Genomic DNA, 20495 nt, shown 5'->3' with positions numbered 1-20495 from the left:
AACGCTGTTCTAATGATGTAAAAGAAGAAATGATAAAACTGCACCAAGAACCTCTACCAGAGCAGTTTAATGCCTCTTATCTAAAATACCTTCATCAACGCCTCTTTTCCCGCACATTTGAATGGGCCGGACAAACGCGCGAAGAGCCTTTTACATTTGAAGATGGCACTGTTGCTTCTATGCCAATGATGAAAAAAGCTGGTATTTCTTTTGCCTCAGCAAAACAGATACAGGAGGGACTAGAAAATTTAGATAAAATACTTGCTGAAACGAATAGTTTAAAAGGCTTAACCCGCGAAACATTTGTTGAACATGTCACTGAAATGTTGATACAGCTCAACTATACGCACCCTTTCAGAGAAGGTAATGGACGCACGCAACGAATATTTTTTGAAAAACTTGGGCAAGTTGCTGGCCACACACTCGACTTTTCTCTTGTAACAGAAAAACGTATGAATCTTGCCAGCATTGCATCGCTAAAACATAACGATAAAGAAGAAATGAAACATCTGCTTGAAGATATCTCAAATCCAGAAAAAATACTTATTTTAAAAGAATTCATGGACAGTATGAAACATATCGGGCTTGAGAGTATTCATCATCATATTATTATAACAGCAAAAGAAGGTCATACCTATAAAGGCTTTTATAGAGGCAGTGGACCCAATGGCTTTATGCTTGATGCTAACGGAATTTTCATCTTGGGAAATAAAAAAGATCTCACCCCAGAGCAAATACAGACATTAAAAATCGGTGACGCTCTCTCCTTTACAGCACCAAAAATTCAAAACCAGCAAGAAGTGCTTATCCCCGCACAAACAATAGCCCCCCTTACCAACAATGAAATTGCCACAAGGATAAAAAACAACGTTTCCATTCAAGCAAAAAGAAAAGAAATAGAAACTTTGTGCCAAATCATTTATGGCAATCGTCATACTTTGCGGGAAAGAATTGAGATGATCCATGAAAATCATACTGAAGGAGAACAACTCTCCTATCAAATTTCCACCTCCCCCCAATCTATTTCTAAGCTTTCTGGTAGCAATGTATTTGGCATAAAAAACAACGCGCGCGCCCATGCTGAAGCAAATATTTTGCCCCTCTGTAAAGCCATTGATCGTTATATCAATATTTCTAAACAAACAGAAAGAGACATTCTCCATACCCATCATGTAAAACAAAGGCGGTGTGAACAGTCGGTAGAAATACCTAAAGCTTGGATAACAAATCTCTTTTCCGTGTCAAAAACACAACAGCAAGAAACGTTATCAAACTCTCCCGAATTAAGGGGGGAGATAAGGACTTATATCAAAAAAATCAATGAGCGCTTATCCTCAAGCGAGCATGAAGCTATAAAAGAAAATAATCCTGAAAGACTTGCGAAGAGTCTTGGCACATCAACCATCAAAGCAAAAGAGATTATGGAAATAGTCAAGCAGATAAAAGAGATAGAACAGCATATACAACCCATGTATTTTTATAATCATAAATTCGATGAGCGTTTCGCACCAAACCAGCATCAATCTATAAAGAAAAACAATGAAAAAAAATGTTCCAACACTCTTGATAAAGAGGCAATTAAAGTGCAAAAAATGACAGAAAACGTCAATCAGAATCCCAAAAGACAAGAAAATATTCAACCTCACAAAACGGCACACGCAAAAGCAATGGCAATGAATGTCTAAAAGGTTCATAAACTTTAACTTTTTCGCCCTCTCTGGTAAAAATGATAGCCTTTATCCCCCTTGCCTTCATCGGCAAATCAATCGCACCTCAAAGAGAATGGAAACCATGAGAGAGTAATTTTTATCTTATTTCCTCAGATTTTATCCTCATCAACTGTGAAAAGAAACCTGAACAGGAAAAATGCTGTTGAAAGATCATGTCTTCCTATCCTCTTGTTTATGTAATCTCTAAAATGGGAGGGCCGGCAAATTTGGGGAAAACATAAAGCCGTAAAAGTGAAAACCAATCACCAACTTTACCATTACCTTTTAGCTCAGCCTTACGACTTTTTAAAAGATCTAAAGCGCTGTTTTCTTAATAATGAATAAATAATGGAAATGGCGCATTGCTCCACGCTTTTATTTTATTGGAGTTCTTTTAATAGGGTCACACCCCTCACATAAAACAGAACGGTATTGGCTTACACTATTCACGATATCACACCATAAAGGGAAATGATCATTATATATCCCTTCAAACTGTTATGATATCACTCGCATATTTCAGTTTGAAAAAGAAATTTTAATTATTTTATGGCAACAATAAAAATTTTAATGCAACAGTAAACAAGGAGCATAAAAAAGTCTTCAAGCACCATTGTTGACAGAAAGATAAACACCGTCGTAAAACGCTTTCAAAAAGTCTCCTTGATTAGGATAGAGATCAGATTTTTACGATTTAAAACAGTTTATTTCTCCTGTCATCGCTTCTCTTTTACAACAAAGTTGATATATCTTTATGACATTGATTAAAAAAATTGCGACAGTTGCTTCCGGAACCCTCATGAGCCGTATTTTTGGCTTCGTACGCGAAATGCTTATGGCAGCAGCCCTAGGGACAGGTCCTGTTTCTGATGCCTTTAACGCTGCTTTTCGTTTTCCCAACACATTTCGTCGTTTTTTTGCTGAAGGTGCCTTTAACGCTGCTTTCATTCCTCTTTTTGCAAAAAAAATCACTGAAGAAGGCCACGAAACGGCATGCAAATTTGCAGAAGAGGTCTTTGGCGTTCTCTTTTCACTGCTCTTACTGTTAACAATTGCGATGGAACTCAGTATGCCTTTTTTGGTACGAACCATTATTGCTCCAGGTTTTACAGAAGATGTAACAAAATTTAACGCTACAATTCACTTTACTGCAATCATGTTTCCCTATTTAACCTGCATGTCGCTTGCTGCCATGATGGGGGGTATGCTTAATGCTCTACGACGCTATTTTATTGCCGCCATTGCTCCACTCTTTTTAAACATTGTTCTGATTGGTGTGCTTGCCTATGCTTGGATCTATAAACTTGACGCTTGGCATATCGGTTTAAATCTCTCTTGGGGTGTGTTGGCAGCAGGGCTTCTTCAACTCACCTTAATTGCCCTTGCTTTACGTCAAAGTGGAATGAAAATTTCCTTCCGCCAGCCCCATTTTAGTCCTAATGTTCGCAAGCTGTTAACTTTAGCATTTCCAGCAGCCATCACGGGTGGCATCACGCAAATTAATTTGCTCATTAATACCAACATTGCTTCTAGTCAATCAGGTGCTGTTTCTTCTTTAATGTATGCGGATCGTCTTTATCAATTGCCTTTAGGCGTAATCGCCATTGCCGTTGCAACGGTTCTTTTACCAGAGTTAACACGCGCTTTGCGGAGCAAAAAGCATAAAGAAACCCACCATTTACAAAACCGCTCTATTGAATTAACATTGTTGTTAACACTTCCAGCATCCATCGCTTTTTTGCTGCTCTCCACTCCCATTGTCAGTTTGCTCTTTGAACGAGGACAATTTACCAGTCAATCAACACACCATGTTGCACAATTACTGGAGCTTTATGGACTAGGACTTCCAGCTTTTGTTCTTATTAAGGTCTTTATTCCTAATTTTTTTGCCCATGAAGATACCAAAACACCGATGATTTTTACAGGTATTTGCGTTTTTATCAATATCGGTCTCGCCTTAACATTATTTCCTATTCTATCTGCACGAGGCATTGTTATTGCTGAAATTACCTCTGGATGGGCCAACACCCTGTTGCTGTGGAGTGTCCTTATCAAACGCGGTTATTGGAAATACGACTTCCAACTAATAAAGCGAATATTATGTCTCATGATGGCAACTCTTTTGAGTGCACTAGCCGTCTATTACGGATTGAATGTATTTAGTTTTTTGTCTTTTCCTTTATCCTCACAAGCATCCTTTTTCTTGCGCGCGATCACCTTAGCTGGGATCATGATTGGCATATTTTTGATCTATTTTAGTACCTATTTTTTATTCAACACCCGTTCCTTTTTTCACACGCTTAAAAATTTGAAAAAACGCTCATAATATCTATACTTTGTCAAAAACAATAAAATGAATAACCTTAATTGAAGAAAGAGCACTCCTATGGATACCTTCACACCACTTGTCTTTTCCGGCGTACAACCGAGTGGTCATTTACATCTTGGCAATTATCTTGGAGCCATTCAGCGTTGGGTTGAACTGCAAAACTCTCATCACTGTCTCTATTGTGTTGTGGATATGCATGCGCTCACAGTCAACCCAGATCCCCTTACTTTACGCGAATCCACCAGAACAGTGACAGCAGCTTTTTTAGCCGCCGGTATTGATCCTCAAAAACACATTATTTTTAACCAATCACGTGTTTTTCAACATGCTGAACTCGCCTGGATTTTTAATTGTGTTGCCCGTATCGGCTGGCTTCAACGCATGACACAATTTAAAGATAAAGCGGGAAAAGATCGCGAAAAAGCATCCATCGGGCTTTTTGCTTATCCCACTTTGATGGCTGCTGATATTTTAGTCTATCGTGCAACCCATGTTCCAGTAGGCGAAGATCAAAAACAGCATGTTGAACTCACACGCGATATTGCACAAAAGTTTAACAACGACTATGCACAGCGTATTGCCGAATTAAATTTTGGCGTCTCTATGCAAACGGATGAAGAAAAAAGACAAGGCTTTTTTCCTCTTCCAGAAGCACTGATTGGAACAACAGCCACACGCGTTATGTCTTTGCGCGATGGGACGAAAAAAATGTCAAAATCAGATCCTTCAGATTTTTCACGCATTAATTTGACCGATGATGCTGATCTTATCGCAAAAAAAATACGTAAAGCCAAAACGGATTCGGCCCCTCTTCCCGATACCCTTGCCGCTTTAAAAGAACGACCAGAAGTAGATAACCTGCTTGGTATTTATGCCGCCTTTGCCAAAGTTAGCAAAGAAAAGATTCTTTTAGAATTTTCTGGTCAACAGTTTTCGCATTTTAAAACAGCTCTAGCCGACCTTGTTGTCCATAAGCTTGCCCCTATAACAGAAGAATTACGTCGCCTTCATAAAGAAAGCGGTTATATCGACTCTGTTTTGCATGATGGCGCTAAACGTGCTAGTATGCTTGCAGAAGAGAATATGAAAAAAATTCGTGAAATTGTTGGATTTTTGCACGATACATAAAAATAATAAAACTAAAAACTGTAGAGAGCAAAAAAATCGTTTGTACAAAATAGAGAAAGTGCATGATTTCCAAACCCCAAAATCCGAAAAAAGAACCAAAGAAAAAAAACTTAGTTATTATCGATGAAACACCAGAGTGTCGGCGTGCCGTTGCGTTTGCCGCACAGCATGCCCAAAATACCAGTAGAACATTGGTATTACTTTGTGTCGTTGATAGTGTAGAATTTCAACATTTTCTGGGTGTAAACAACCTTATGCGTACAGAATCAAAGCAAAGTGCTCATAAAATATTAGGAGACATTGCCAGTGAAGTCCGCACCACCCATGCGCTTGAAACAGAAATAGTAGTGCGTGAAGGAAAAAAAATTGATGAGATTTCTAAACTGATCGACGAAGATAAAAGGATTGCACTGATTGTTTTAGCAGCCAGTGGACATACAGAAGGACCAGGACCCCTTGTTCAATTAATCGGGAATAAAGGGACAGCTTTTTCAATCCCTGTCATTGTTATTCCTAGCAATCTTGCCGATGAAGATATTAGATCTATTGCCTAAAAAATATAATTTTCTACAATGTAAGATCTTCCCAAGCCTTCATTATAAAAGGAGAATCTATGTTTATTCAAACTGAAACCACCCCAAACCCTGCAACACTTAAATTCCTGCCAGGACGCGTGGTTCTTTCTGAGGGCGTATTAGAATTTCGTGACCGTGAAGAAGCAGCTAAAAACTCACCTTTAGCGGCTAAACTGTTTAATATTCCCAATATCAATGGTGTCTTTTTAGGCTATGATTTTATCACCGTGAGCAAAAAAGAAGGAGAATGGCAACATCTTAAGCCCGTCATTTTAGGCACAATTATGGAACATTTTCTATCCAATGAGCCAGTGATCACCACCAACGCCACAACACAAGCACAAACCCATGCCCTTAACGAAGAATTTTATGACGAAAAAGATGCTGATATTGTCTTAACCATTAAAGAGCTCCTTGAAACGCGTATCCGCCCCGCAGTTGCCAATGATGGTGGAGACATTACTTTTCGTGGATTTGAAAATGGTATTGTTTATCTCAATATGCGCGGCGCCTGCGCTGGATGTCCCTCTTCAACGGCAACCCTCAAACATGGTATTGAAAATCTTTTACGTCATTTTATCCCTGAAGTTTTAGGCGTTGAAGCCATGCCACAATAAATATTGACCTCAATAGGTAAAACAACCACATTGATTGCCCTTCTTCAACAGCGCTCAAACATGGAGTGCAAAAATCTTACATCATTTTATTCCTGAAATTTTAGAAGTGAGCTATGCAGCCATAAAAATACAGTACTGTAAAAAAATCTAAACAAAATGATCCCTTCGCTCACCTTTCACCTCCACATATGCCTTAAAAAGCTTTCTGCCCCTTAAGAGCATAAGTTGTTTCAATAAACCAATCGCATAGACAGAAATAGAACGCATAGGGATGTGCATTTTAAATTTATTTTGTTTCATAATCTTGTCATGCAATTTTAACTAGGAAAACACGACCTCGTTACAAAAAAAGAAAACCCCAAAAAAAACATTGCAAGATAGAGTGCCCATTTGCTTTATCTTTCTCAGCTCTCCCAACGACAAAATCATGCAAAATACTTCTTGTAGCAAACCGGCACCATCATTATATCTGCCAGCCCCCAATGTTGCGACAGCCCTTGGCACTTAAGACGATTCATAAGAGCCATTTTTAATCCTTTCTTGTACAGTTTTTACCCACACGCCAGCCCCACTTGTGGTGTGCAAATAAGTGATTTTAATTGATTCAACATGGAACAGATTTGAAATGAGAGAATCCACGTTATTCGGGATTCTAATTCAATATGAATAACGCTAATTTATTATTATAAATCAATATGTTGTAGCAGAAAATTGACAAAAATCATATTTTGCAACTTGAATGAGAATTCTGACATTCTTCTTATTTCAATTCTGTTTTTATTGCATCAATGAAAATCGTCCGCTTACACAGCACAAACTGGATAATAACAAAAACTATTTTTAATAGCGCTTATAAACACTTTTAAATATAGGAACTGTTGCAACATTGAGAGCTGGAAAAAAATGCATGATGATGCTACCTTATCAGTATCTCGTACCGATCTTTTCCTATTTTTGAGTCAAAAATTCCCCTCTAGCACCTTGAATCTGATCTCCATAAATATAGCGAGGAAGGTGTGTACAAATACTTGTAAAAATAAATAAATGTAAAATCAGATCTATTATGGTTGTTTTGGAAGTCATTTGAAAAAAAGTGGGAATATTTTTTCAATTCAGCAGAAATAAGTTTGTTACTTTACGGCATCGTTCTCTTCATAAAGCGCATACCTTTATTGTTGCTTGTAAATCAACATCTACCCCTTCTCATCACAATATGTTTAAAAGAAAAGACAGTGTCAGTATTTCTCTACTATATATATTTTTCCAACCCTCAAGGTTGCAATAGCCCTTGGCACTTGAGATGGTTCATAAGAGGCCTTTTTACTACTTTCTTGTACCATGTCACTCCACACGGATCTCCCCGCCTGTAACATGCAAGAGACATGATTTTGATTGATTCAACACGGAACAGATCTGGAGCTCTCATTCAACATGCAAAATAGTGAATTATCTTTATAAATCAAATTATTGCTGTACGTATTTTTATATCCCAATAAGGGCATATATTGCATCTATCTGATTGGCATAATCAGTGAAATAAGAAAAGAAATACAAAAACAATTGCAATAGGATAAACGTCTAAACTTTTTTCACAAACTCCGACTTTAAACTCATCTGCCCAATCCCAGGAATTTTGCAATCAATATTATGATCCCCATCTACCAAGCGAATATTCTTTACCTTCGTCCCCCCTTTTAAAACAGATGAAGCGCCTTTTACTTTCAGATCTTTTATCACCATAACAGTATCGCCATTTGTCAAAATCTGACCATTGGCATCATAAACAGTATCGGAAAGAACAGCGGCATCGTTCTTTTGTGGCCATTCATGTGCGCATTCAGGACACACAAAATTTCCACCATCTTCATAAGTATAAAGACAATCACAACGAGGACATTTGGGATATTGGGTCATAAATTCCCCTTTTTTAGAAAAATCATTCATTATGACGGTCATAAAACAAGAAATGCTTATTGTCCATCATTTTAGAAAAATACGTCCCTTTGTTTCATTCCCCATCTGCCAACTATGTTTGTCAATGCGATCACCACAGACAAGACGTTAATTTATAAGAATGATTTATCATTGTACACCTTAAATAAGCCCCTACCTATCATAAAATTTACTCCCTTCATTCTCTCTTATAAATCAATCAAAATCATTTTCTTATCCGTCACAAATGAAATTAACGAATGGATAAAAAATGAAAAAAGGAACATCTCTTAATAAATTCTCTCAAAGAGCGAAGCACGATTGAATATTGCGAGAAAAGAAAGTGATGCCCTAACTTGACCTTTTATTTTAAGTAAAATAACGGTTATAATATTAGAGAATATGTTGATTTATAATCATCATCAATGGTTTTGTATGTTGAATAGAACACCCGAATATTTTAAGATTTTCTTATTTCAAATCCTCTTCTATTGAATCAACCAAAGCCTTGCGCTTGCATGTTACAAGTGGAAAGATGCACATTGGGAACTAATCAATAAGTGTGATGGAGCTGGGCTTACTCTCTCATAAAAATGGTGGTGCTCAATGTTGTCACTGCCCTTGGCACAAAAGATGATTGATTCATAAGAGGTGCTTTTAGTTCTTTTTTGTACAGTTTTTATCCACACGGCTCTCCCCGCTTGTTATGTGCAAATGAATGGTTTTAATTGATTCAACATGGAATAGATTTGAGATGAGATAATCTTACAATATTGGAGAGCTCTCATTCAAATTGAATAATACTAAATTATTATTATAAATCAATTTATTATCCAATATATATCGACCATTATATTCTTCTCGAGGATTTACCGTTATCTCCTACATGAACAGCATTCCATAAAGAAGGGCGTAAGTGTATTGAGAGAGGCTTTTTAAATAAGCATATGAAATGCGCAATAACGACAGTGTTCTGTTTTGCATGAGGAACATCATCCTATTAAACAAACACTTCTATCAAACCATCAGAAACCATTGGGCATAAATGCTCCGATTATGCTGGATTATAATTGCCTACAGCATTCGGTTTTAAGAAGCACGCAGTTTTAGGAATCGGATCGATATGTAAAGGTGAAAAAAACAAAGCGAGCTTGAAAATGGAGTTAAGCTCTTCCTTATGGCAAATAAAATCATGCCCCTAAAAACATACCCCATGTGATCAATCATCATACCTTTACAAAAAAACATTCCAATGATCTTAGGTAATAATATCAGGGTGGTCTCGTCCCAATACTTGTTGTATGTTTAGTAGTTTTAGTGCCACCTGTTGCAAAGGTTGGAGAACTTCTTGCGGATTAAAATTGTGTTTGCGTGGATCACTTTCATACTGTTCAAAATAAAGTCGTAAAGTAGCACCCAGTGTTCCTGTTCCCGACAAACGGACTACCAACCGTGCTCCATTCTTGAAAAAAATACGGATACCTTGCCGCGTGCTAACGCTCTGATCAACAGGATCATGATATGTAAAATCGTCTGCTTTTTTGACGAAAAATCCAGAAATTTCAGTTCCTGAATGTGGTAAGTGTGCACGCAAATGTTCTATAATTTCCAAAGCTTTATCGGCTTCGACTTCTTCATAATCATGCCGTAACGTGTAAAAACGCCCATAGGTGTACCAATGCTGTTGAACAATTTGTGCGACAGTTTTTTCTGTTACCGCTAAAAGATTTAACCAAAATAGGACAGCCCATAAACCATCTTTTTCACGGATATGATGAGACCCAGTTCCAAAGCTTTCTTCACCACAAAAGGTTACTTTCCCCGCATCCAAAAGCGTTCCAAAAAACTTCCATCCCGTTGGTGTTTCAAAAAATTTTAATCCTTTTTTTTCCGCAACCAGATCAGCAGCACGCCCCGTCGGCATAGAACGCGCTATCCCCACAACACCTTTTCGATATCCTTTAATGAGGTGTGCATGCTCAGCCATAATAGCCAGAGAATCTGACGGCGAAACAAATTGCCCACGACCAATAATGAGGTTACGATCTCCATCACCATCAGAGGCTGCGCCAAGATCTGGTCCTTTCTCTGACATCAATAAATCATAAAGAGCCTTAGCATAAACCAAATTGGGATCTGGATGACCACCTCCAAAATCTGGCAAAGGAATACCATTAACCACCGTCCCTTCAGAAAATCCTAAGCATTTTTCAAAAATTTCATGAGCATAAGGCCCTGTTACCGCATGCATGGCATCAAACCGTAAAGTAAGACCTCGAGCAACAGCCTTGGCAATACAGTCAAAATCAAAAAGCTCCTGCATCAAAGCAACATAATCAGCGACAGGATCAATAATATCAATCCGCATGGCTCCCATAAAGATCGTACCTTGCCTATCTAAATCAACATCTGGTGCTTCAAGAATTTTATAAAAAGAAAGACGTTGCGATGTTGCAAAAATAGCATCACATAAAGAATTAGGAGCGGGTCCCCCATTAGAAATATTATATTTAATACCACAATCTCCTTCTGGACCACCAGGATTATGGCTTGCAGAAAGAATAAGTCCACCATGGGCATGAGTTTTACGAATAAGATGCGAAACAGCAGGTGTAGAAAGAATACCGCCCCTTCCCATTTTAATAAGAGAGACACCATGCGCCGCTGCCATCTTCAACACAATCTGAAGGATAGTACGATTAAAAGTGCGCCCATCCCCCCCAAGAATTAACATTTTTCCTTCAAGAGGCCCAATGTTATTAAAAAGAGACTGTATAAAGTTTTCTACATAATGGGGTTGTTGAAAAACAGACACTTTTTTGCGCAAACCAGATGTTCCCGGTTTTTGCCCCTCAAAAGCCGTGGTCAAAACTGTCTTTATGGTCATATCCATACCTTTATATTCTTTCCTATAATTTTAAGGTGAAGAGTATCCAAAGTCGACCATTAATTCTACTTGACGGAAGTGTGAAATATTTGCACACTCGTTAGAAGTAAGAATTTTTTAAGAAGCCCTTTTATTTAAAACGATCTTTCCCATATGTTTTTAAATACGAAGGCTGTTTTAAAACAAAATTTTCGTAAAAGAATACAGGAGCATCATGATGATGAAAAAAACAGTTCCCAATGTAACATTCCACACACGCGTACGCGATGAATCAATGGCTGGAGACAATCCTTATCGGTGGCAAGAAGTTAGCAGCGATGCTTACTTTAAAGGAAAGCGTGTTATTCTTTTTTCTCTTCCTGGAGCTTTTACCCCTACTTGCTCAACCTTTCAGCTGCCTGACTTTGAAAAACTCTATGATGAATTTAAACACGCTGGTATTGATGAAATTTATTGCCTTTCCGTCAATGATGCTTTTGTCATGAATGCTTGGGGAAAAGCACAAAATATCAAAAACGTGAAATTAATTCCCGATGGCTCTGGTGAGTTCACACGCAAAATGGGTATGCTGGTTGCAAAAGACAATGTTGGTTTCGGCATGCGATCATGGCGCTATGCAGCTGTTATTAATGATGGTGTGGTTGAACAATGGTTCGAAGAAGCAGGTTTTTCAGATAATTGTGCAACAGATCCTTACGAAGTTTCTTCACCACAAAATGTTTTAAAAGCCTTGAAAAGCTAATTCCAACCAAAAGTTATATATTTAAATTCTACGACACAAATTCCTTTTAGAGAGGGGATTTGTGTTTTTTGTATCTCTTGAAACATCTATTCGACATTTTAATTTACATAGCGTTTTTCAATTTGAATTAGCCCCTTGAATATCGTAATATTCCTTTATTTCAAATTTTTCTCTACTGAATCAATTATGATTACTTGTTTGCACGTCATAAGCGGGTGTGGCGTGTAGGTAAAAATACGCTTAAAGCACTAAAAATGCTTCTCGTAAGCGCTCCCGAATGCCAAGGCATTAATAATCCAAGGTTCACAAAAGCATCAAAAGAAAAAATACAGATCAAACATTTATTTAAAAAGGCACACACTTGAAATTGAGTTATGTCTCATAAAACTAATCGAATATAGCATAAAAACTGCTCTGGATAAATAACCGTTGAGGAAAAGAATTGAATCAAAACAGATCCCGTAAACATTCCAATTCACATACCATAAACAGACTCATTGCTGTTCTCATAGCAATTTATTCTAAGCTTTTATTTTTCTCTAAGAGAAAAACGGTTAAAGAAGTCGTTTATTTGGATATTCTACCATAAAGTGTGTTTTCATTTCTTCCTCTTCTATCTCTTCCTCTTCATCGAGCTCAAAATCTTCATCACATTCAGGAAGACCAAAAATATCTGGATTGATGAAATAACAATCTCTTTTTGTCCCCTTCGCTACAATTTTATTCTTTTCTAATTCTTTGATACCTTCTTTAAAACTTTCAAAATTAAGATATTCTGGTTCTTGAGTTGAAAGATCGCAAGTCAAAAATTCCTCAAGAATATCATGATCCAATGTTATCTGATCAAACCATAAATCCACATCATCTTCATCTGACATTTTCCCTACTTGCCACAACATCACAAAAAAAGCTTTCATACCACTAAATGATAGTGCAAAAATCATACGTCGACACGACGAGGCGCCTGAAAAAGTGATTTGCGGAAGATCTTCAAATCCAAAATTTGAAGGAGGAAGTTTAAATGACTTTCCAATCTCTTCAGGTTTTTTCAAAATAAAGGGATTTCTTTCATGTAACACTGTAAAATCATATTTGGCCATTTTCATTTCTCCGTAAAAAATTTATTTGTTATAATAAATGAATAATTTCAAATGGTTGTCACTATAATTTCTTATAATGCCTCTCATATTTTCCCTTTAAAAATTGTCTGATTTAAGTTATTCGTTGTTTCTGAAACTAAAAAAATCTTCTAAAATAAAACTTTTGAGATCTCTTTCATCTCTTATGGATGTGAGATTGCAGACTGTTGACAATAAAACAGTAGAAAATATGATACCAGCAAATGAGAATTCAAAAATTAAATCTATATGAATGATCAATATTTCTATAGACTAATGGATTTTTATAAACCTATTGGTCATCAATTTTTCTAAACATAGTTGCGCAAGTCCTCAAGCACTTCACTTTCCAGTGTTTTTCTTCACGAAGATGTTCCCATCAAACCCTCAAAAAAATGCATTTTATCGCCTTCAAAAACATTCATTTTATTGAATACAAAATGTTTTTACCTTTTAAAAGAATTTTCTTTTTATGCCATACGAACTTAAAAAATAACGCAATTTGTTGCTTTTCAGTTTTTAGATATGCGTTAAAATGAAATGATTTATTAGGTATTAATTCATTAAAATTGTACAGACAAACAGAAAATTTCTCTTTTTTCTGCTTGTCATTTTTTTAATTCTCTGCGAATTCCTCCAACACTTTCAGTATTCACAAGTCCAGAAGAGACGCATTCATCCATTAATTAGGTACCTAAAGAAGTCCTAAAATGTGAGTTTTCATATTTAATTACATCTATTTTAATTTTATCGTTCGCTTTTATTTTTTATTGAATCACCCAATGTAGCTCCTATTACAAACCTCTATCGAGAGCGGAGAGCTGTTTTTTTAATTATCCAGTGTATTTTTTTCTGTTCCTAAGGTTTTAATTAAATACCATTTTTTTTCTTTTTTAATGCGTTTAATATCATTGTTTTCACTAAGCACTCCAAACCTTTTAACAATTTCAAAAAAGCCACGCGAAGCTGTATAAGCTGTTATGAAAAGAACACGACCGTCATCAAGATAAAGATAAGAATATCTAAACAAGTAAAAGACAAATTCTGAAAATTGAAGAAGAAAATTTCAAACTTTTCCCCACAATCGCTTTCACAAAACTTTTACCATGCCCCTTTTTGGGCTGCCAAAATATCTTGTACTGTTTGAACCAATTGCTCTTCATCAATCATCACTTGCGCAGGGCGGCTTTCACGCCATGTTTGATTATCCTTAATTTCATGAGACAAACGCGCCCCTTCAATCAAATCTTTGATCTGTATTTTTCCACTCTCACGTTCTTGTGAACCTTGGATAACCACACAAGGAGCTTGGCGACGATCTGCATATTTCATCTGCGCTTTAATTCCCGATACTCCCAAATAGAGTTCAGCACAAATTCCCGCATTTCGCAATTTCATCACCATTTTTTGATAGCGCGCAACAGCTTCTGGCTCTTTATCCATCATCAGCACCACAACGGGTCCAAGAGTATTTTTTACCGGCAATTTTCCAAGGTTTTGCAAAGCAGCGATCAAACGTGAAACTCCCATTGAAAAACCTGTTGCCGGAATATTTTCTCCACGAAAACGCGCGACCAACCCATCATAGCGCCCGCCCCCACCAACAGAGCCAAAAACAACTTTTTGCCCATCATCATTGAAAACATCAAAAAGCAATGCCGCCTCAAAAACAGGCCCCGTATAATATTCCAATCCGCGGACCACCGAAGGGTCAATTTTAATGCGATTATGATAACCATTAGCGGCAAAGATTGCTTGCATTTCTTCAAGCTCGCGAACCCCTTCTAGCCCTTGAGTACTCTGACCAACAACTTGTCTGAGAGCATCAAGCGTTTCTTCTGCTGTTTTTGCATTTACCGTGAGTAAGGAAAGAATACACTCAATCTCTTTATCCTTAAGCTCAGCCCCTTTTGTAAAATCACCACTGTCATCCAAACGCCCCTTACCTAAAAGCAACCGTACGCCTTCAGGACCAAATTTATCAAGCTTATCCATTGCTCTTAAGACAGTTAAGCGCTTTTCAATCTGCTCTCCTTCATCTAAACCAATCAACTGCAAAACACTTTCCAGAATTTTTCGGTTATTCAAACGAATGGCATAATCATGTTGCTGAATTCCTAATTTTTCCAAACTATCCGCTGCCATCATGCAAATCTCAGCATCTGCCGCAACGGTTGGTGTTCCAACAATATCAGCATCAAATTGCATAAATTGCCGAAACCGCCCCGGTCCAGGCTTTTCATTGCGAAAAACAAACCCCAACCGATAACTGCGATAAGGTTTTGGTAACGTTTCAAAATTTTCAGCAAAATAACGGGCAAGAGGAGCAGTCAGATCATAGCGCAAAGACATCCATTGTTCATCATCATCTTGTAGCGAAAAAACCCCTGCATTGGGACGATCTGAATCAGGTAAAAATTTCCCCAACACATCCGTATATTCAAAAATTGGTGTTTCAAGCGCTTCAAAACCGTAAAGTTCATAGACTTCACGAATTTGCGCAATCATGGTTTCAGTTGCATACAATTGTGCACTTGTGCGATCAACAAAACCACGCGGTAAACGAGCTTTGGTTTTTTCTTTTTTCAATGACATGTTATTCTCTAGCAACAATATGTGTTCACAGATAACCATTATCCCATAGAAACAAACGCTGCAATGACTTTATCAACCTAGAAGCTTTTAACAACATGTTAGAGGTTTTTATTTTACAAAAGCACTACCCTTATCAGGCAATAGTCTAAAAGAATTTCCCTTTAAAGGAATCAGAGCCATAAAACGAAAACACTCTCTAAATTCTCTTAAGCCTCATTTTAGCACGGTTAGCGTCCTTTTTATATTTTCTTGCCTATCTTGTCTCCTTAAAACAATTATTCATATATTTTCCAAAGTTTCTGCATTTTCTTCAAACACTTGACTTAGGTATTTGATCCCCCAATTCCAACAGAAAATGAGAAATATATTGTGCCTCTTTTTGAGAAGATAAAAAGCAACTCTTGGCTTTGAGATAAAGCAAAGTCACTTCTTGAAAGCAGTGTCTTCCTTAAAATTTGATAAGCCTCCCCTTCTTTATAAGAGCTTTCTCTCTTTGATGGCTTAGCAAAAAAATTAAGACAGAAGTGTATTTTTAGATTGCTCAGCAAAGTTATGAATGACACTTTTTAAATTAACACTATTTCGGCCCGCTTCTGTAATCGATCTTGAAATTGAAGGAATAATATTTTGCCATAACCTTTGAGGAAACTGTTGAGTTAATTGTGTTATCGTTCCCCCTTGAGCACCAATGCCAGGAACGAGAAACAAGCTATTTTCTAACTGTTCGATTGTATCTTTTGCTTCATGACCCAATGTTGCTCCAATAACTGCCCCGATAGGGCCAACCTGATGAGACTGACTTAAAGATTGGTTATTATATTCAAAAATACGCTGCGCCAAATGAACCGAAACAGTTTGATCACCAATGCGCGCATTTCGAATTTGCTTTCCCTCTGGATTAGAAGACTGAACAACCATAAAAACGGCTGTTTTTGTTTCTTCTGCAATCTTTATCAAAGGAATGAGAGCATCAAATCCTAAAAAAGGATTGACGGTTATGGCATCCGCTTTGAATGGACTATTGGGGCCAAGCCAAGCTTTACCATAAGCTTCAGCGGTAGAACCAATATCTCCTCTTTTTGCATCAACGAGAACTAATAAACCTTGTTCGTGCGCATTTTCAATGAGTTCTTCCAAAGCTTGAAGCCCTTCCGCCCCATATAACTCAAAAAATGCGGCTTGCGGCTTTATTATCCCCACTTTGCCCACAACAGCTGTTAAGAGAATATTACAAAAATCTTTTAGACCTTTATAATCACAGCTTAAATTCCATGATTGCAAAACTTTATAACTCGGATCAAAACCAACACAAAGGGGTCCATATTTTTCACTATTTTTCAAAAAAACTGAACAAAACATTTTATATCCTAACATAGCCTCTCTTTAAACTTTCTAATACAATCAAAAAAAAGCATTTGTCAAAATAATACAATACTGAACAGTGACACAGCAACTATCGAATTTTTGTGATAAAAACGTATCATGAACTGTTAACATGATAGCTGCTTTTCATTCCATTTGAACGTTTACATGCATTATAATGTTTGCATCATAATTTGCTTTTATAGTCTGTTCTATACACGGCAATCTTTTATAAAAAATGGTCAATTGAATCATGCATAAAAGTGTGAATTCTAAAGGAATTTATATAAAAATAAATTGATTCAACCCACTAATTTTATTGCATTTTTATGTAAAATTCTCCTATGCTAAATTGATAGCCTTTTAAAGCCGATATCCAAGCAAATGATCTTGTCTTCTCGGCGTCTCATTTCCCCCAACCCGCTCGTACCAAAGCATTTCCTGTAAAAATTGGTATAAACTCTTTCAGGACAATGCTACTCTCTTCTGTCGTCATCTTGCATTCGCAGAATGAGTGGCAGAGCTTTATAGAAAGTTGCAAGAGCGTGTTCAAAACATCAACGATATGGAAGAAGTAAAGCTTACTTTGCCTCTTCTAAAATTGCATTTAAAGTGTCAAATAGAGACTGAAAATGCACATCTACAAACGACACAAAACGCGGCTTAATTCCCCTAATATGCAAAATGAAAGTGGAAGACTTTTTACATGAAAATTATACAACCATTTGATTTATAATTATATATTTCATCAAAAAATAGATAATCACCAACAAATGAAAATCTTTTTTGCTTTTTGGATCATTTGGCGTTGATTTTGATGCAAGACTTCACTTTTTGTTTAATTTTTCTCACAGGGTCTTCAAAGATGATTTTCTGGGCTTTCAAAGCATTTTCAAAAACCTTTCAAAGCTTTCTCTTATTTTACCATTGAAACGCTCTTTTTTTGATTTTCGGTAATTTTTACAATTTTAGATGACAAAATCTAATTTGAAAAAACGAGCATTTAATGGTAAAAATTGTGCATAAAAATAACCAATTAATAAATAATCCCCCTAATTTCACCTCTTTCCACATACTTGTCACACTAGAATAATTTTATCTAATTTGCTCTCATTTATCCCATATTTTTTCTTTAAAGTACGTGCTAAAATCTCTTTTTTTACACTTCACTGCTTTACCTATCCTATACGGTTTTGGATATAGTCCTTGAAGAACCAAGTTGCGAATTATTGTTGTGGATACACTAAAAAGCTGTGCACATTCATGGTTGCGATATATCTATCGCTATTATTAAAAATCATCTCATTTAGCTTTAGTGAAGGACTTTTTCCTTATTTTTCTTTTTTTATATTACATAAATGAGTGGAAATGCTGGGAGGACAAAGCCTCCCCATAACTTCAAGCGGATTTCGTCAAAATTCTTTGCGTCTCTTCTGCTATTGCTCCTAAAAAGATTTCAACAGCTTGATTGATTTGTTTAAGATGTTGCGAAAAGGTAGCCAATACAACACCAGACAAAGATGCCACCATTGTCCCCGCACGCTCCACAAAACACTTCATATGAAGAAGACGAAGGCGTTATTCATATGAAAAAGAAAATACATGAAACGGAACTCATCGTTCAAGTTTATTACAAGACAATATTCTTTACAAAACTATCAAATAGCATTGGTCTATATGTTGAATATGCTCTAATGATATATTGTTTCAGTTAGAAATAGACTACTAAGAGAGGGAGAAAATATTCATTATGTTTTATGTAATAGTTTATTTCACATCCTTCATAAAGGTATGTTTTTAAGTAAATTAAGCAATTAGAGAAAAAAATAAAGCATAATTAAATTAACTATAGCTTTTTTGATTAAACATGTATAATATATTATGTGTTAAGTATTGTTGTTATCTAAGATAATTGGTAGATGTATAACGCTTGATTATAATATCTCTTTTTTTATAAAAATTTCTACTACGTAAGTTATAGATTATATAATTATTTAAAAACCAATATCTATTATTTTTTCATTATTACATTTCTTATTTTTATTGAAAAGAACTTGCCTTCACTAGAAATATTGGAAAATATTGATTTTTTCAAGTAAGATTCCTTTAAATCATTCTAGATCAACTATTAGAGTTTGTGAATGGAGTTTCGTTGATTATAAATTTGGTTTATTAAAAGTTCTTGTCTTTTAAACAGAGAGGAGATCAATTACTGAAAAATAAATAGTGATTAGCGCAATTTTTGTTCCAACAAAAAAACGATATGAGTTTTTATAGGGCCTATTATAGTGATTTTAGTGTTATGAGACCCTTTCAATGTTTCGTTTTTTTAATGAGTAAATGTAAGTTTTGAATTCATATCCTGATTTTTGTAGTTTTTTATAGGATAGAATAATGCGAAAAATATCAAAAGAAGAGCTTACACTGATTAAGCAATTGGAAGGCTTACGTTTACGAACCTATAAAGATTCTGGTGGTGTATGGACAATTTGTTATGGACATACAAGTACAGCTAGTGCACCAACTGTCCATAAAAACATGCAAATTACGGAAAAAGAGGCTTTAAAAAATCTTTCGTCAAGACTTGAGAGAATGTGAAGCCGTTGTTGAAAAAGCCATTACCGTTATTTTAAACGATGAACAATTCGCGGCATTAGTATCATTTTGCTTATAATGTAGGAATAACAGCCTTTTGTAATTCTACACTTTTAAAAAAGCTCAATAAAGGTGAATATGAAGCGGTACCAGCAGAATTGCAAAAATGGACAAAAGTAGGAGGAAAACGTATCCCAGATCTTGTCAATCGTCGCGCGGCCGAAGCCGGATTATGGGCAAAAAGAGCTCACGTTGCTCCCAATTATCATGTAGTAGAATCAGAAGGTGTAACAGGTATTTGCAAAGTAGAAGCTCTTGCACCAATCATAGGTTCTTTTTCAGGGCTTGGAGGGATTTTTGCGGGAAATGGCCCTGTTTAATGGGTTTTAGCAGGTATTATGGTTTTAGCAGCTTGTACAGCTATGGTCTATATTGCTAAACGCTTTCAGGAACACCCTCTCTGATCTTATGGATAAAAAAATATCTGACAATGACGTCAGCGATCATAGCAGCTTTTCTTATAGCTTTAGTGAAAGCCTTTTTCCTTGGAAAAAAGTTGAGAAACAAAAGCAAACAAATGAAGCTTTCAAGATAGCGAAAACACGGCTTGAGGTAGAAAATGAAATTAACAAGAAAAGTGATGCTGATGTGCGCACTAAGCTTTCTAACTGGTTGCGTGACGAATGAACGAACTTCTTGTATTGGGTGGCTGCCCATTTATTTGAATCGATAAGATATCAATGTCATTAGTCCAAATTTGGCGAGAGATATTCTAAAACATAACGAACAAGGTGAACATTTATGTGGTTGGAAACATAAACAGAAAATAAAATGATAAAAATACAATTCCTCTGAGACATTACTCGATGAAAAAATTTGAAAGAGGTGAAGGCATTCAGATTAAAA

The 20495-nt window shown here is 36.3% G+C and carries 12 protein-coding genes and 5 pseudogenes; 9 read left to right on the top strand and 8 right to left on the bottom strand.

The features are described from left to right. Positions 1 to 29 precede the first annotated feature (29 nt). The 5 genes from ACFIMW_RS03045 (at position 30) to ACFIMW_RS03025 (ending at position 6358) form a co-directional block, all read left to right on the top strand. A complete protein-coding gene (locus ACFIMW_RS03045; RefSeq protein WP_375608077.1) occupies positions 30 to 1685 on the top strand; it encodes a BID domain-containing T4SS effector in 1656 nt (551 codons plus the stop codon). A gap of 778 nt (positions 1686 to 2463) precedes the next feature. Beyond that, a complete protein-coding gene (gene murJ / locus ACFIMW_RS03040; RefSeq protein WP_375608076.1) occupies positions 2464 to 4035 on the top strand; it encodes a murein biosynthesis integral membrane protein MurJ in 1572 nt (523 codons plus the stop codon). A gap of 60 nt (positions 4036 to 4095) precedes the next feature. Beyond that, positions 4096 to 5166 (top strand): tryptophan--tRNA ligase, encoded by a 1071-nt coding sequence (trpS, locus tag ACFIMW_RS03035; RefSeq protein ID WP_375607239.1) that lies wholly within the window; start codon positions 4096 to 4098, stop codon positions 5164 to 5166. 62 nt (positions 5167 to 5228) lie between these two features. Beyond that, complete coding sequence (locus ACFIMW_RS03030; protein WP_375607238.1) at positions 5229 to 5720, top strand: universal stress protein; 492 nt, start codon at positions 5229 to 5231, stop codon at positions 5718 to 5720. Positions 5721 to 5779: 59 nt separating this feature from the next. After that, entirely contained in the window at positions 5780 to 6358 is a 579-nt protein-coding gene (locus ACFIMW_RS03025) for a NifU family protein (protein WP_375607237.1), read from the top strand. 444 nt (positions 6359 to 6802) lie between these two features. Here ACFIMW_RS03025 and ACFIMW_RS03020 read toward each other — a convergent pair. The 3 genes and pseudogenes from ACFIMW_RS03020 to ACFIMW_RS03010 form a co-directional block, all read right to left on the bottom strand. After that, positions 6803 to 6885, bottom strand: a pseudogene (locus ACFIMW_RS03020) (DUF4102 domain-containing protein); the annotation flags it as partial. Between the two features lie 1051 nt (positions 6886 to 7936). Further along, the gene (locus ACFIMW_RS03015) at positions 7937 to 8272 is read right to left on the bottom strand and encodes a zinc ribbon domain-containing protein YjdM (protein WP_375608075.1); all 336 of its coding nucleotides are present in this window, start codon (positions 8270 to 8272) and stop codon (positions 7937 to 7939) included. A gap of 1276 nt (positions 8273 to 9548) precedes the next feature. Continuing rightward, the gene (locus ACFIMW_RS03010; RefSeq protein ID WP_375607235.1) at positions 9549 to 11177 is read right to left on the bottom strand and encodes an alpha-D-glucose phosphate-specific phosphoglucomutase; all 1629 of its coding nucleotides are present in this window, start codon (positions 11175 to 11177) and stop codon (positions 9549 to 9551) included. A 217-nt stretch (positions 11178 to 11394) separates the two neighbouring features. Between ACFIMW_RS03010 and ACFIMW_RS03005 the strand changes: the two genes are divergently transcribed. Next, complete coding sequence (locus ACFIMW_RS03005) at positions 11395 to 11919, top strand: peroxiredoxin (protein ID WP_375607278.1); 525 nt, start codon at positions 11395 to 11397, stop codon at positions 11917 to 11919. 554 nt (positions 11920 to 12473) lie between these two features. Here the strand turns inward: ACFIMW_RS03005 and ACFIMW_RS03000 are convergent. The 3 genes from ACFIMW_RS03000 to pyrF form a co-directional block, all read right to left on the bottom strand. Further along, entirely contained in the window at positions 12474 to 13019 is a 546-nt protein-coding gene (locus ACFIMW_RS03000; RefSeq protein ID WP_375608074.1) for a replication protein, read from the bottom strand. Positions 13020 to 14138: 1119 nt separating this feature from the next. Beyond that, entirely contained in the window at positions 14139 to 15632 is a 1494-nt protein-coding gene (gene hisS / locus ACFIMW_RS02995) for a histidine--tRNA ligase (RefSeq protein ID WP_375608073.1), read from the bottom strand. Between the two features lie 513 nt (positions 15633 to 16145). After that, positions 16146 to 16991, bottom strand: a complete 846-nt coding sequence (gene pyrF / locus ACFIMW_RS02990) for an orotidine-5'-phosphate decarboxylase (RefSeq protein WP_375608072.1) — start codon at positions 16989 to 16991, stop codon at positions 16146 to 16148. Between the two features lie 520 nt (positions 16992 to 17511). Here pyrF and ACFIMW_RS02985 point away from each other — a divergent pair. Then, positions 17512 to 17661 (top strand): annotated as a pseudogene (locus ACFIMW_RS02985) (transcriptional regulator); the annotation flags it as partial. A gap of 443 nt (positions 17662 to 18104) precedes the next feature. Here the strand turns inward: ACFIMW_RS02985 and ACFIMW_RS02980 are convergent. Beyond that, a pseudogene (locus ACFIMW_RS02980) lies at positions 18105 to 18295 on the bottom strand (helix-turn-helix transcriptional regulator). A 97-nt stretch (positions 18296 to 18392) separates the two neighbouring features. Beyond that, positions 18393 to 18542 carry a hypothetical protein gene (locus ACFIMW_RS02975; RefSeq protein ID WP_375608071.1) on the bottom strand — a complete coding sequence of 50 codons (150 nt, stop codon included), beginning with the start codon at positions 18540 to 18542 and terminating at the stop codon, positions 18393 to 18395. An 846-nt stretch (positions 18543 to 19388) separates the two neighbouring features. Here ACFIMW_RS02975 and ACFIMW_RS02970 point away from each other — a divergent pair. Next, positions 19389 to 20053 (top strand): annotated as a pseudogene (locus ACFIMW_RS02970) (lysozyme). Continuing rightward, a pseudogene (locus ACFIMW_RS02965) lies at positions 20050 to 20276 on the top strand (hypothetical protein). The pseudogenes ACFIMW_RS02970 and ACFIMW_RS02965 overlap by 4 nt, the downstream one beginning before the upstream one ends. Positions 20277 to 20495 lie beyond the last annotated feature (219 nt).

Origin of the sequence: Bartonella sp. AC329YNZD (assembly GCF_042196685.1) — a bacterium.
Classification (GTDB): domain Bacteria; phylum Pseudomonadota; class Alphaproteobacteria; order Rhizobiales; family Rhizobiaceae; genus Bartonella.
This window is presented reverse-complemented; position numbering and strand designations above follow the sequence as displayed.